Below are 12,730 nucleotides of genomic sequence, written 5' to 3'. Positions count from 1 at the left end.
CGTATTAATGGCAGATACTATTCTAGTATACATCATATTGATAAAAAAAGGAAGGAATTGCGCCATTACTTATTTCACGGCATGAATCAGCTTTTTTACCATAAAAACTTTCAAATCCGCTATGATCAGTTATCACAGCCAGCTTCCAACCGGGAAAACGGCTAACAAGCTCCGACATATTCTTGTAGGTTTGTTCTGCAACAGATTGATCACCAAGCCGTTTTCCATAAGGAGGATTTGTGATTATAAAACCAGCGTCCTCATACGGAGACTGCGCCTGCGCCATCGGAAGAACTTTAAATTCTATTCCTAAAAATTTTTCCGCGTTACGAATGCCGCGCTGAGGTTCTCTGCCCTCCGCAATGTCACGTAGACGCGCCGCGTTTGATGACGCGATGGATATTGATCGCAAATCTTCATCACTGCCTGCTATTCTGACAAGCCGCCCCCCGTCCGCGCCGCTAAAATTTATTTTTGCGCGAAACTTATCGCGAACCTGTTGCTCAATATTTGAATCCGCTATCAACATATCCTGAATGGCAAAGCGTCTGCCTAATCCCGGAGCTATATCCCACGCGTACATTGCTGCTTCTATCAAAATTGTACCGGAACCGCAGAATGGATCATAAAGCGGAAACTTTCTTTTCCAACCTGATAACAGCAATATGGAAGCCGCAGTCGTCTCCCTCAGCGGCGCAGCGCCGCCTTCGCTCCTGTAACCTCTTTTAAAAAGCGGATCTCCGCTTAAATCCACAAGAAGGGAAACCACGTCCTTTTCTATATATACGCGCACCTCGGCAATTTTTACAGGAGCGCCTTCACCCTTGCGTGTCATCACTTTTTCAGGAAGGCGGCTAACCTTATGCTTTTCGCAAAGACGCTGCGCCGCCGCCTTATGAACGATTGCCTGTATGCTTGTTTCCGCTTTTAATTGAGAGCGGTTTACGCGGACTTTTGCGACTTTAAGCCCCATGCCTTTAGGCACAAGCCGCTCCCATTCCGCTGTGGCGGCTCCTTCAAAAAGAGCGTCAAAATCTGCCGCTTTAAAAGAGGCAATTTCAAGAAGCACTCTATCGGCGGCGCGAAGACCGATCAACGCTTTGTATAAACCTTTTTTATCAGCCTTAAAACGCACTCTGCCGTAAAGGGAATCTTCAATCTTTAGGCACGGAGTTCCGTTTTCGTTACCGTCCTTATCCGCCAATTTTCGCAATTCATTTGATACGACTTTTTCCGCGCCTACCGCGCACAGAGCTACTGCGGTTTCTGTTTTTTCCATGTTAAGCATTATATCATAGGGCTGTACAGAAAGTAAGAATTAACCACGGAGGTCACGAAGTTACACGGAGTTTTAGTACGAAAATCATATTTTCCTCCGTGAAACTCCTAGTTGTCCAACGGACAACAGTACTCCGTGTTTAAAAATTCTTATTGGACACCTCCTTAGTTCCATTGCCCGGATAGTTTTTTTAAGATATATTAACAATATGCCAGATTTTTTACCGCGCTTAAAACAAGCTGCGGTATTGTCGTTATTTTTCCTCGCGCTCATTCCCGTAAATTCAGTTTTTGGAGACCTTTTGCAATGGTCAATAACGGGGAACATTTTCTATTTTCCCGCTGATAACGGCGTTGACTCCGATCCCGCTCCAATTCTTCCTTCGCTTGGCGGCGCGTTGTCGTTACAAGTTATCGGCCCTCTAAGGCTTGAATTAACAGAGGATATTTATTTTACAAATTACGAGTACAATTCCGCGCTTGGCTATCCTATGGCGTGTAACCCCGAAAACCGTTCCGCTCTTGTTATCGGTTTTGTCACCGCCATTCAGTTTACGGGTAATTTTTCTCTAGGCGATAAAGGCGCGGCTTTTCGCGTCTACGCCGGCCCTGCGGCGGATTTGCGCGTTGTTGTTTTGGCTGTCGGACTAAATCATCCCGCTGATTTTACAGGCGACATTAAAACGGACGCGCAATTGCAGACCGACGCTATCCGCGACTATTTTTGGAGTAACGCTCGCTGGTTTATGCCTGTAGCCGGAATAGGAATGGATTTTCCTATTAACGAAAAATTTTTGCTTGGTTTTGATTTACGGGCATGGTTTCCCGTGTACAAGTATTGGACGGATGAAAATCTTCCCGCGATTGACGGCTGGTGTTTTGGCGCGGGTATTCGCATAACGCCGAGAGGGAAGAAATAAAGGGAAAGGGCATAAGGTGGAAACACGATGTATGACAAAATTTTTTTTCAGTAGAGAAAAGTGGTATCAGATACATTGCATGGTCTTGAGATAAGTATCTACGATGTTCCGATTACCTTTGTAATGGCTTCTTGAGTATAGGCAATGATTTCTTTTTCTACAGAACCTACAAGATTTAAAAATCGCTCAATAGACACGCTTCGTATTTGAAAACAATCTATAGCGGATACTTTTGCAAGACAATTTTGTTTAGTTGGAGTAATTTTTATCATCCACGGATAATTATCATAATGGTCTTTCCAATCAGTAATTGGGACAATAATTTTAAGAGGTAATTTTCCAAGACTGTCAGTGTTAATGATTAAGGCAGGACGTGATTTTTTCATCTCTGCGCCAACAGTCGGATCAAGATTTATTGACCAGATTTCACCTTGTTTCATAAAAATCTTCACTGTCAAGAGCGCAAAATGCCGTCAATTCTTTGTTAGTACGGTATTCTTCGGCTGCCATTTCAGCGGCTTTCTCCAATGAATTATTTTCTTTCGCTTTTTTTTCTTTTATATATCCTACAAAATCAACTATCTCGTTATAATAACGAGGGGAAAGGGAGTCTATCTCTTTTATTAAAACGGCTCGCTCAAGCATGGTTAATATATTTTAACCTTAGAAAAATAATGATGTCAATAGGTTTTTTTGCCAAATCCCCATTTACCTCCCCAAAAAACCTCTTTCCCTCTCCTCTACACGATGTATGCCCAAAGAATTTATTCAGTACAGGCGGGCAGGCTGCGCACGCTGTAAAAACTTCGGAAGAACGTCGCACTGGCGGCCACCTAAAGGCGGCCTTGCTTTTATTGGGGACTGCGGCATTTATTGGTGCTCTCAGCGTGCGGCATTATTGATCTAACCTGACCACTTGCAAGTGGTCAGGCGTTTATTTGGCTGTGAGCCTTTCCGGCGACTGAACAGCGTGGGTAGAAAGCTTTATCTAGGGTTTATCGCCGGACGTTTTTTCTCTGAATTTTCTTTGTTTTATTCCAAAGTCTCTACGGCGGGGAATTCCGAAAGATGTTTTTACAGCGTGCGCAGCCTGCCCGACTGTACTCAAGAATTTATTGGGCATACATCTTCTAGCGGTAATAAGAATCAATGGTGTCAATCACCTTCCAAAGTGATTATTGCATAAAATATGGAAGAAGGAACATTCAAGCAATCTTTGATAGGCTTCTCGCAAGGTTATTTTTTTTCTTCATCTTCTTGTTTTTTCATGGACTTTATTATGACGACTGCCATTTTACGGTTTTTCTTTTCCATTTGCGCTATTATATCTGCTGCCATTTTGGCTTCAGGGGGATATTGGGTTATTTTTTGCCTGGCATCCTTGCCGGTAACAAGATATTCCACTGATACGCCAAGCGCCTGCGCTATTGCTACGGCAGCATCTGCCGAGGGCATATAACTGCGAATTCCTAAATAACTGTCAATGGTTTTCTTTTTAACCCCTGAAAGGGCAGCCAATTCTTTAACCATCATACCCGAATACTCTATTTGGCTCTTCAAATTCTCTCTAAAACCCATTTTTTCAAAATACGATAAAATTCGTACTTAAATATTGACAATACTAATATTTTAGGTCTATTATTTTTAAAATACGAGAAAACTGGTATGTCGCCATCAAAATGACGATAAAAACAGCCAGAGATTTAAGGAGATTTCAACATGAAAAACAAGTGGTTTACAATTATTTTAATTGCAATCATAGGATGTATCGCACTATCCTGCGATAACGGAACAACAACAGGCGGAGGGACAGCTACTCTTAATGGACTGTGGCTCCTTAACACACTGGGGTATGGTGGTTTTGAAATATTTATATTCAACAACGGCAGTTTTGAAGAACAAAATTTCAGAAAGGGGACTTATACTGTCAGTGGCAACCGGATAACCGTGCTAGATACCCATTATTGGGATAATGGACAATGGGTTAAAGATGAAGATGAATATACCTGGTCAGCAATATATTCTATAAGCGGCAACACGCTTACTTTGACGTTTACTGATAGTGATGGATCAAATACAGAAATAAAAACATATACAAAATACAGCGGCAGTGGCACTTCTGGCGACTTTTCTTATGTAATCGGGGACGTGGCAGCCATTACTGGTTATAATGGAAACGGAGGCGCTGTAACCATACCGGCGCAGATAAACGGAAAACCGGTTACTAGCGTTGGGATTTTCGCTTTTGACGGGTTCGACAGCATTACCAGCGTAACCATCCCCGACCGGGTTACCAGCATGGAGTTTGCTTTCTTGTATTGCGAAAGCCTTACCGCAATAAATGTTGGTACTGGTAATACCGCATATAGCTCACAGGACGGCGTACTGTATAACAAGAATAAAACTACATTAGTTACGTACCCCGCAGGAAAAACAGCCACTTCTTTTAGTATACCAAACAGCGTAACCAGCATTGGGGAGTGCGCTTTTTCCAGTTGTACTAGCCTTGCCAGCGTAAACATACCAAATAGCGTTACCAGCATTGGAGATAATGCTTTTGACTTTTGCGCTAGCCTTGCAAGCGTAACGGTAGACAATAGCAATCCCAATTATTCAAGCGTAGATGGAATATTGTACAACAAAGTAAAAACAGAATTTGTTTTAATTCCTGCAAAACTAACTGGGAATGTAACTATACCCGACAGCGTTACCAGCATTGGGCAGAGAGCTTTTACCCATTGCGCCAGCCTTACCAGCATAACCATACCGGACAGCGTTACCAGCATTGGAGAACGCGCTTTTGCCGGTTGCACCAGCCTTACCAGCGTAACCATAGGTAACAATGTTACCAGCATTGGAGAACGTGCTTTTGCCGGTCAGTGGGGTATCCCAATGAATCTTACCAGCGTAACCATAGGTAACAGCGTTACCAACATTGGGGATGAAGCTTTTTGCTATTGCGCTAGCCTTACCAGCATAACCATACCTGACAGTGTTACCAGCATTGGGAATTACGCTTTTTCTTACTGCACCAGCCTTGCAAGCGTAACAATAGGTAACAGCGTTACCAGCATTGGGGATGCCGCTTTTGAAGGTTGCGCCAGCCTTGCAAGCGTAACAATAGGTAACAGCGTTACCAGCATTGGAGAACGCGCTTTTAATAGTACCAGCCTTACCAGCGTAACCATCTCCATCAGCGTTACTAGCATTGGAGAATACGCTTTTATCGGTACCAACCTTACCAGTGTAACATTTGCAATAGGGAGCAATATAGCGAATGCAAGTTTTGGAGGCAATGCCTTTCCTGAAGGAAACGATGGGAACGGCGACACCTTAAAGACTGCCTACGCAACAGGAAAAGCAGGAACGTATACGAGACCGGCAAATGGCAGTACGTGGACGAAACAGTAGGAAATGAATGTAATTTGTTTTGAAATTGGTCTATATAAATTTTAGATAATAGACGATATTTTCGTCTTTTATATCCTCCGTTGGGGGAAAATATGTTCACACTGTTTATCTAATAAAAAAATGGATAAACAAAAGGGAGTTTTTATGAAAAACTTTACAAAAATGTTTGGGATTATTGCCTTTGTAGCGGTAATAGGGTTTTTAATAATCACTTGCGGAGGCAATGAAGGTACAGACCCAAACAACAACAAAAATAATAACAACAGCCTCAACACAGTAGCAACGCCAACTGCAACACCCGCAGGCGGGGAAGTTGCGGACAATACGGCAATCATCCTTAAAACCGACACCGCAGGGGCGGCGATTTACTACACGCAGGACGGAACAGAGCCTAACACGGAAAGTGCGCTCTACAGCGACAGCGACAAACCAGTTATAACGACAGGCAAGCTGACATTGAAAGCGATAGCGGTTAAAGAAGGCATGACCAACAGCGCAGTAATGACAGAAACTTATAACACCATGGTACCAGAGAAGTACAAGGATTTTTACAATTATCCTGATGGAAGAAAGAATCAAGATGGAACATTACAAATAATGAATTCTGTTAATTCACCTGCATTGTTGTTTATCAATTTTGTAACTCCAGATAATTATATTGGCACTGTGGGCAGTTTGAATGCAATTAAAGTAAGTCTGCCAGAACAAAAATTCTACACCATCATAGCGGTAGACAAGGCAACTTGGGAAGAGAAAGGTGAGCAAACCGTTCGCTTTAGCGATCTGACCTATTATTCTAGGAAACAGCCTTATTCTATAACTGTACATACAAGCAGTACTTGGGGCGAAGGTAGATGGTTAATTAATAATCCAACCAATTATTGGGTTTCTTTTAAGAAAATAGATGGATCGGGAGAAGTTTACGCAGTCGCCGCGCCTTATTCCATACGGATAAGCGTACCAATTCAACTCAATACATCCTATGATTATGTCCCTCATTTTTACAGGGAATTGAAATATAATGGATTAGTTATTGCTATTTCTGAATGTGATGGTATGACACAGTCAGATAAAATTTCTATTACTAATCAAAATCTTCTATTTTATACAGATATAGGATATACTACTGAGGTACCTTCTTCAAGAATAAAGCCAGCAATCTTCGTCATCAATAACAGTGATAAATCTGTCCGGGTATTTTATGGTCAAAATAATCAACTTTCTAATGGAGCGGCATTAGTGCCAGAATCTTCTCTTGCGTCAGGTGATACAGGAATGTTTACCGGTTTAGAAACTGGTTCAAATGTAAACGCTATCAGTTTTTCTTCTGTAGCATGGGCTCAACGAGTTTATGTTACCCAAGATATGGAGATGGAATCCGACAAAGTATACAGAATTGTATTAAATAATGATAATACAACAACCGTTACAACAGTGGAAGCTTCAGAATTTTTTGAATAATTAGAGCCTTCCCAGTAATCGGAACACGCACAGTATCTGCCGCGTCGAATTGCCCTTGACAATATTTGTCGATAATATAGCATATAAACATGGGAACATTTTACGAGAAAATCATATTAACCAACGCAAATGACGATGTACGTACTAGTCGGCGTTCATGGAGATAAACCGGTTTATTTAGCTAAATAATGAAAAAAGAAAAAACCATAATTTATAAATGTTCCTCCTGCGGACGCGAAGAATCAAAGTGGCTTGGCCGCTGTCCTGAATGCGGCGAATGGAACACCCTTGTAGAAACAGTTTTAAAAAATGAAAACTTTAACAAACGCGGCTCAGTGGGAAAAGACAGCGGGGTGGCGCAAACAGTGCCTCTTTCCGCAGTAGACCCAATGGAAGGCAGCCGAATAAGCAGCGGTATCGGCGAACTTGACCGCGTACTTGGCGGCGGCATTATGAAACGTTCTGCCATTCTTGTCGGCGGAGAACCGGGAATAGGCAAATCAACCTTGATTTTGCAAACCGCCGCCGCCGCATTAACAAAGGGTCGCGTTTTATACGTCTCCGGCGAAGAGTCCGCGGGGCAGTTACGGCTCAGGGCAGACAGGCTTGGCTTAAGCGCGGACAAAACCGTTATGGAGCGCATTGAAATTCTCTGCTCGGGAAACCTTGAAGAAATTGAGACCGTTTTAAATAAGGTTAAACCTGTTCTTGTTTTAGTGGACTCCACTCAGACGCTTTATTCCGAACAAGCTGATTCCGCGCCGGGCGGCGTAAACCAAATGAAGTTCTGCACTTTTGAATTAATCTCGTGGGCGAAGGAACATGACGCGGCTTTGTTTTTAACGGCGCATGTTACAAAAGAGGGAGTCATCTCCGGGCCAAAAACTCTTGAACACATGGTAGACACAGTTCTTTATTTTGAGGAGAACGATAAGACTGCCAGTTTAAACGGAAACGCCGACTGCCGTTTTTTACGCGCCACAAAAAATCGGTTTGGTTCTACGGATGAAATCGGGATTTTCACGATGGGGGAGAGGGGGCTAACTCCCGTAGAAGACACAGGCAGGATGTTTCTTGTAAGGCGCGAAGGGGAACTGCCTCCAGGAGTGGCGACGGCGGCGGTTCTTGAGGGGACAAGGACAATACTTGTGGAAATTCAGGCGCTTACAATTCCCGCCAAAGGGACAATCAGCCGTGTTTTTTCCGATAAAATCGATTCAGGCAGGGTTTCGCGCATTTCAGCCGCTTTGGAAAAACATTTAAGTTTACAGGGGAAATCGGGGTTAAGACTGTCGGATCAGGATTTGTATGTAAACGCGGCGGGAGGTATCCGCATAACCGAGGTAGGAGTGGAATTGGCCCTTGCCTGCGCGTTATATTCGGCGCGGACGGGGCTTGCCCTGCCTGCGGATTTGGCAATAGCGGGCGAACTGTCCCTAACCGGGGAAATTCGGCCTATTCACCGCCTTTCTAACCGGGTAAAAACCGCCGCTTCGCTTGGTTTTGGCTCATTTTTAGGCCCCGTCCCGGAAACGCCTATTCAGGGGCTAAAATCGGCACCAAATATAAAAACCGCTATAAAGCTATTATATGGATAAATTTTTTCAAAAAGTATTGACATTCATTTTTCATAAGTTTATATTTTTATTAGTTGGATGATTTTTAGAAATTGAGTAGAGACTGTTTTGGCGGGTTTTTTAAAAAACCGCGAGGTTTAGGGGTTCTGTTCTTGTCTGTCACCTTTTATTTTTTTTCCCTTAACAATTATGCATTGACTTTCTTTTGTTTTCAAAACAGGAGAAATTTAATTCATTCGCTTGTGCGGATGTGAATACTTGGACGTAAGTCCACAAAATTAATTTCCTGACAAAGTCAGAAAATTAATTCAGGTATCGTCTGTAACATTGTTTGGGACGTTGTTTTAAACATTGTTATAAATGATGCCGGCGCCGCTCGGACGCAAAAGCAATCGGGTATCGCTTAACCGCGATCCTGTTTGTTCCGGGCGAAGGAATTTTCTCAATGGCGAAGAAACTGTATGTCGGTAACCTCTCCTACAACACCACCGAGGATGGTCTGAAAAACCTATTTTCACAATTTGGCAGCGTCGCGTCAGCCAAGATCATTTTCGATCGTGAAACCGGCAACTCCAAAGGGTTCGGCTTTATCGAAATGGGCAGCGATGAAGAAGCAACTGCGGCAATCGCGGGCACAAATGGCCGTGAATTTGACGGTCGTCAACTGCGCGTAAACGAAGCGATGGATAAACCACGCCGTGAACGCGGCGGCGGCGGTAACTGGTAATCGGTTAAAGAACAACCGTTTACAAGCGGCGCACTTTTACCAATTGGCGAAAGTTGCGCCGCGTCTCCTTTTATTTGTTTAAAAGTTTTAATCTTTCTATTTCCGCGGCAGTATGCATTCTTTCAAGTTCATTCATTATCTCGTTTGCAACCGCTTGTTTTTTATCTTCTTCAGTTGTCTTTGCCAGCACATTGTTACGAAATTCATTGCAGTCAACAACAGGTCCCGCTGTTACGCGAACAATATCCTTGCTTACTGAGTCATTCAACATGTCGGTTTTCTGCACATGCAAAAGTTCGCCGTTAATGGTTACAAAACACATATAGTCAAAAGAGCGGATATAAGAATCGATCTCCCGCACGCCTTTTTTGGTACTCGGATCCCAGGGGCGGTAACGTGTTCCAGACGGGAATACAAGGACGATCCTTCCCTTGTATTTATGCCTGATAAGCGACTTCATTGCGGCGCGGTTAATGGCGTTGCCTCGCGCGATTTCGGCCTTGTCTTTTTCGGGATCCAGTTCTTGTAAAGAGCGGCTTGGATAAATTACAATCTTATCATAAGCTCCGGCAAAGGCGGCGACAATGGGATTATCTTCATTTAATTTCATTCCCGCAATGGCGATGATTGCGTCGCTTATTTCCTTGCCTCTGCCACCTTCCTTTCGCGCCAATAACGAAACAATTGAAAGATCCATGTTGCTGTAATGCTCCACAAGAAGAAGGCACGCTTTTCCGGACTTGGCTTTTTCTAAAAGTTCTTCAAGATGATTCATTCCGTCAAGCCCGCTTCCCGGCAGAAGCAAAGACCCTACCATTTCATCAAGAACTGCCATAGTACTCGGGTCGCCTTCCTGAAAAACATTTTCTTCTGTTATTACAGTTGTAGCTTTTGCCTGTTTAACTACTTTTTTTATTTGCTCGCTAAAAACTGTTGTTAATGTATCTGCCATAAATTCAACTCCTGTCTTTATAAACTCTGCCTTGCGGCAGCAGTCCCTTTTATTAATTCGATGACTACCTTACAGGCGAAGCACATCTCACTTACGCTGACCCACTCAAGGCGGCTGTGAAAATTACGTCCGCCTGTAAAAATATTCGGAGCGGGTATGCCAAGCTCCGTCAGCCTTGAACCGTCTGTTCCTCCCCGCACGGGCTTTAAATGCCATTCAACGCCCGCGTCACGCGCCGCCTGCATAAGCCTTTCAAGCGCCTCAGGTTTTTCATCAATCTTTGACTTCATATTATAGTATTGAGGCTGAGTTTTAACAATTACTTCTCCGCCGGGAAATTGAGCTTTTACCGTTTCAGCGAAAACTTCAAGCGCCATAATCCGCCGTTCAATTCCATCGTTTTCAAAATCGCGAATATATACTTCGAGGGCTGCTTTTTCCAAATCGCCCTTAATTTCCATTGGGCAATAGTAGCCGAAATAACCGTCAGTCGCTTCCGGGCTTTCACTGCGCGGCAGAAGGGTCGCAAAGGTTGACGCCATAAGCGCCGCATTGGCGAGTATCCCTCTTGCGTGGCCTATATGTATCACCTTGCCGTAAAATTCGATGTCGGCTTTCCACGCGTTAAAACACTCGCTTTCAATTTCGCCCAAAGGACCGCCGTCCACAGTGTAACAAAAAGCGGACTTAATTTCTTCAAGCGGAAATTCAGGCAGTCCCTTGCCGGTTTCCTCATCAGGAGTAAAAATAACTTCGACGCAGCCATGCTCTATCTGCGGATTGGAAACAAGATACTCCACCGCAGCCATAATTTCCGCTATCCCCGCTTTGTCATCCGCTCCCAATAGCGTAGTTCCGTCGCTGTGAATAATAGCCTTGCCTTTTTGCTCCGCAAGCCCCGGCTCTTTTTCGGGGTCAAGGCAAAGACCGTCAGCAAGTTCTATTTTTTCTCCGTTATAATTTTGTACAAGTTGCGGTTTTACGTTCTTGCCCGAAACATCGCTTGCCGTATCAAGATGAGCGAGAAACCCGATGCAAGGAACGTTCTCTTGTTCCTTATAATCCGTGCTTGGCAAGTTTGCCGGCAGGCGGGCTATCACATAACAGTGATCTGTAATTTTAACATCTTTAAGCCCAAGAGTCAAAAGCTCATCGCGCAGGATTTTCGCTAACTCCAACTGTCCCTGTGTGGAAGGGGTTTCTTCTATATGACGGTCGCTCTCGGTATCGTAACAGACATAATTTAAAAAACGGGGAATTATCAGTTTTTCGAGTTCCATTTATGTATTATAACCGGTATAAGTCATCTATGCTAGATTTGTTTTTTATTCTTTTGAAAATTATTATTAATATTTTTAAACTATATTGCAAAAAAATGAGGCAACACCCCACTTTCACTGATCGGGGTAAAATACGTCTATTAATCTCAATCTCACAAATTTATCGCCAACCTCGTCAAATATGACATAAGGAGCCATAGAATTTCCATAGTTCTGGAAAACTAATTCATTGTCTTCCATCCAAAATTCAACGCCGTAAGTTTCTTTATCTGTCATTTTATCCTGGTCCAAATTATCAAGTTCTTCATATGAAGTTATTTGCGCGTTATTATAGCTTTCAATCCAATTATGCGCCCATTTTATATCCGGAAGATAAACACACCATAAATTGGCAGAATAATAAACTTCATAAGTACCGGCATATAAAGCGCCGTTCACATTAAATTTATATAAATCTTCCGCAATATCAAGAATAATGTTACCGTCCGTATCTTCCCCATTACGGTATCGCCCTATAATCGCAGGTTGAAAAAGATTATCAATTGCCTCAGTCCATCGAGGAGTAAATTCGGAAAGGCTTAAGCCCCCGTTGTATCTCTCGTCTTCAGGCTCGTAATCGTTGTTCCATACCGCAAAATATTTTCTTTGCCCGTTTTCATCAAGATAGGAAATGGCATTAGACCAGTGTACTCCCATTTCCCCCGACGTTACAACGAGCGGCTTTTTCGGAAGAAAATCCTTTATCAAATACAACACATCCGTAATCTCATAGAGTATTTCGTCGTTTTGGTCCAAAAGAGTACCGAGGGATACCCATATAAAATCCTTGACGGGAACATTGGTTGTGAACATGATTTTTGGGTTATTGCTATCAATGAAAAAGTGTACTGAAGAAGGATCGTATTCGGAGTCATCCGCCCAGGAAGCATCTATAACAATTTCGCTTTTCTCTGATTGTTCATTGGCCTCTGATTGTCCTCCGATCTCTGATTGAGAGGCGGTTTTCTTCGTACAGCCGATGATTATTGCTGCCAATGCAATAATCACAAAAATTTTGAATGTGTTTTTCATGTACTACTCACTTTTAATTGTTCATAAGCCGCAAGACTCAAAATAGTTTTTAA

At 43.1% G+C, this 12,730-nt stretch carries 12 protein-coding genes; 5 read left to right on the top strand and 7 right to left on the bottom strand.

All coding sequences use genetic code 11. The annotated features are described in order from the left end of the window. Nucleotides 1–22: 22 nt before the first annotated feature. The gene (locus ACYVRA_RS17270) at nucleotides 23–1,279 is read right to left on the bottom strand and encodes a THUMP domain-containing class I SAM-dependent RNA methyltransferase (RefSeq protein WP_461253979.1); all 1,257 of its coding nucleotides are present in this window, start codon (nucleotides 1,277–1,279) and stop codon (nucleotides 23–25) included. Between the two features lie 208 nt (nucleotides 1,280–1,487). Here ACYVRA_RS17270 and ACYVRA_RS17265 point away from each other — a divergent pair, with 208 nt between their 5' ends. After that, nucleotides 1,488–2,198, top strand: coding sequence for a hypothetical protein (locus ACYVRA_RS17265; protein WP_461253978.1), 711 nt, complete (start codon nucleotides 1,488–1,490; stop codon nucleotides 2,196–2,198). Between the two features lie 98 nt (nucleotides 2,199–2,296). On the opposite strand, the gene ACYVRA_RS17260 is transcribed toward ACYVRA_RS17265, so the two are convergent. The 3 genes from ACYVRA_RS17260 to ACYVRA_RS17250 form a co-directional block, all read right to left on the bottom strand. Continuing rightward, nucleotides 2,297–2,638, bottom strand: a complete 342-nt coding sequence (locus tag ACYVRA_RS17260) for a type II toxin-antitoxin system PemK/MazF family toxin (protein ID WP_461253977.1) — start codon at nucleotides 2,636–2,638, stop codon at nucleotides 2,297–2,299. Continuing rightward, nucleotides 2,625–2,843 carry a hypothetical protein gene (locus ACYVRA_RS17255; RefSeq protein ID WP_461253976.1) on the bottom strand — a complete coding sequence of 73 codons (219 nt, stop codon included), beginning with the start codon at nucleotides 2,841–2,843 and terminating at the stop codon, nucleotides 2,625–2,627. The genes ACYVRA_RS17260 and ACYVRA_RS17255 overlap by 14 nt, the downstream gene beginning before the upstream one ends. 591 nt (nucleotides 2,844–3,434) lie before the next feature. After that, on the bottom strand, nucleotides 3,435–3,776 hold the full coding sequence (locus tag ACYVRA_RS17250) for a helix-turn-helix domain-containing protein (protein ID WP_461253975.1): 342 nt from the start codon (nucleotides 3,774–3,776) through the stop codon (nucleotides 3,435–3,437). Between the two features lie 141 nt (nucleotides 3,777–3,917). Here ACYVRA_RS17250 and ACYVRA_RS17245 point away from each other — a divergent pair, with 141 nt between their 5' ends. From ACYVRA_RS17245 to ACYVRA_RS17230, 4 genes are all read left to right on the top strand, one after another. Beyond that, nucleotides 3,918–5,609: a leucine-rich repeat domain-containing protein gene (locus tag ACYVRA_RS17245; protein WP_461253974.1), complete on the top strand. Its 1,692-nt coding sequence runs from the start codon at nucleotides 3,918–3,920 to the stop codon at nucleotides 5,607–5,609. A gap of 144 nt (nucleotides 5,610–5,753) precedes the next feature. After that, a complete protein-coding gene (locus tag ACYVRA_RS17240; protein WP_461253973.1) occupies nucleotides 5,754–7,070 on the top strand; it encodes a chitobiase/beta-hexosaminidase C-terminal domain-containing protein in 1,317 nt (438 codons plus the stop codon). 188 nt (nucleotides 7,071–7,258) lie between these two features. Beyond that, a complete protein-coding gene (gene radA / locus ACYVRA_RS17235; protein ID WP_461253972.1) occupies nucleotides 7,259–8,668 on the top strand; it encodes a DNA repair protein RadA in 1,410 nt (469 codons plus the stop codon). A 424-nt stretch (nucleotides 8,669–9,092) separates the two neighbouring features. Next, nucleotides 9,093–9,374: an RNA recognition motif domain-containing protein gene (locus ACYVRA_RS17230; RefSeq protein WP_461253971.1), complete on the top strand. Its 282-nt coding sequence runs from the start codon at nucleotides 9,093–9,095 to the stop codon at nucleotides 9,372–9,374. A gap of 70 nt (nucleotides 9,375–9,444) precedes the next feature. On the opposite strand, the gene ACYVRA_RS17225 is transcribed toward ACYVRA_RS17230, so the two are convergent. From ACYVRA_RS17225 to ACYVRA_RS17215, 3 genes are all read right to left on the bottom strand, one after another. Then, nucleotides 9,445–10,326, bottom strand: a complete 882-nt coding sequence (locus ACYVRA_RS17225; protein WP_461253970.1) for a 1-acyl-sn-glycerol-3-phosphate acyltransferase — start codon at nucleotides 10,324–10,326, stop codon at nucleotides 9,445–9,447. Nucleotides 10,327–10,343: 17 nt separating this feature from the next. After that, nucleotides 10,344–11,606, bottom strand: a complete 1,263-nt coding sequence (pepT, locus tag ACYVRA_RS17220) for a peptidase T (RefSeq protein WP_461253969.1) — start codon at nucleotides 11,604–11,606, stop codon at nucleotides 10,344–10,346. A gap of 114 nt (nucleotides 11,607–11,720) precedes the next feature. Continuing rightward, nucleotides 11,721–12,677 carry a hypothetical protein gene (locus ACYVRA_RS17215; protein ID WP_461253968.1) on the bottom strand — a complete coding sequence of 319 codons (957 nt, stop codon included), beginning with the start codon at nucleotides 12,675–12,677 and terminating at the stop codon, nucleotides 11,721–11,723. Nucleotides 12,678–12,730: the final 53 nt, after the last annotated feature.

The sequence above is a fragment of the Treponema sp. R8-4-B8 genome (assembly GCF_054786175.1).
Note: the sequence above shows the minus strand (reverse complement) of the source record. Positions and strands in the feature narration are given on the sequence as shown.

Excerpts from the sequence above, each read along its gene's own strand:
- ACYVRA_RS17270 (WP_461253979.1), bottom strand. The coding sequence starts at position 1,279 with ATGGAAAAAACAGAAACCGCAGTAGCTCTGTGCGCGGTAGGCGCGGAA.
- ACYVRA_RS17265 (WP_461253978.1), top strand. The coding sequence starts at position 1,488 with ATGCCAGATTTTTTACCGCGCTTAAAACAAGCTGCGGTATTGTCGTTA.
- ACYVRA_RS17260 (WP_461253977.1), bottom strand. The coding sequence starts at position 2,638 with ATGAAACAAGGTGAAATCTGGTCAATAAATCTTGATCCGACTGTTGGC.
- ACYVRA_RS17255 (WP_461253976.1), bottom strand. The coding sequence starts at position 2,843 with ATGCTTGAGCGAGCCGTTTTAATAAAAGAGATAGACTCCCTTTCCCCT.
- ACYVRA_RS17250 (WP_461253975.1), bottom strand. The coding sequence starts at position 3,776 with ATGGGTTTTAGAGAGAATTTGAAGAGCCAAATAGAGTATTCGGGTATG.
- ACYVRA_RS17245 (WP_461253974.1), top strand. The coding sequence starts at position 3,918 with ATGAAAAACAAGTGGTTTACAATTATTTTAATTGCAATCATAGGATGT.
- ACYVRA_RS17240 (WP_461253973.1), top strand. The coding sequence starts at position 5,754 with ATGAAAAACTTTACAAAAATGTTTGGGATTATTGCCTTTGTAGCGGTA.
- radA (WP_461253972.1), top strand. The coding sequence starts at position 7,259 with ATGAAAAAAGAAAAAACCATAATTTATAAATGTTCCTCCTGCGGACGC.
- ACYVRA_RS17230 (WP_461253971.1), top strand. The coding sequence starts at position 9,093 with ATGGCGAAGAAACTGTATGTCGGTAACCTCTCCTACAACACCACCGAG.
- ACYVRA_RS17225 (WP_461253970.1), bottom strand. The coding sequence starts at position 10,326 with ATGGCAGATACATTAACAACAGTTTTTAGCGAGCAAATAAAAAAAGTA.
- pepT (WP_461253969.1), bottom strand. The coding sequence starts at position 11,606 with ATGGAACTCGAAAAACTGATAATTCCCCGTTTTTTAAATTATGTCTGT.
- ACYVRA_RS17215 (WP_461253968.1), bottom strand. The coding sequence starts at position 12,677 with ATGAAAAACACATTCAAAATTTTTGTGATTATTGCATTGGCAGCAATA.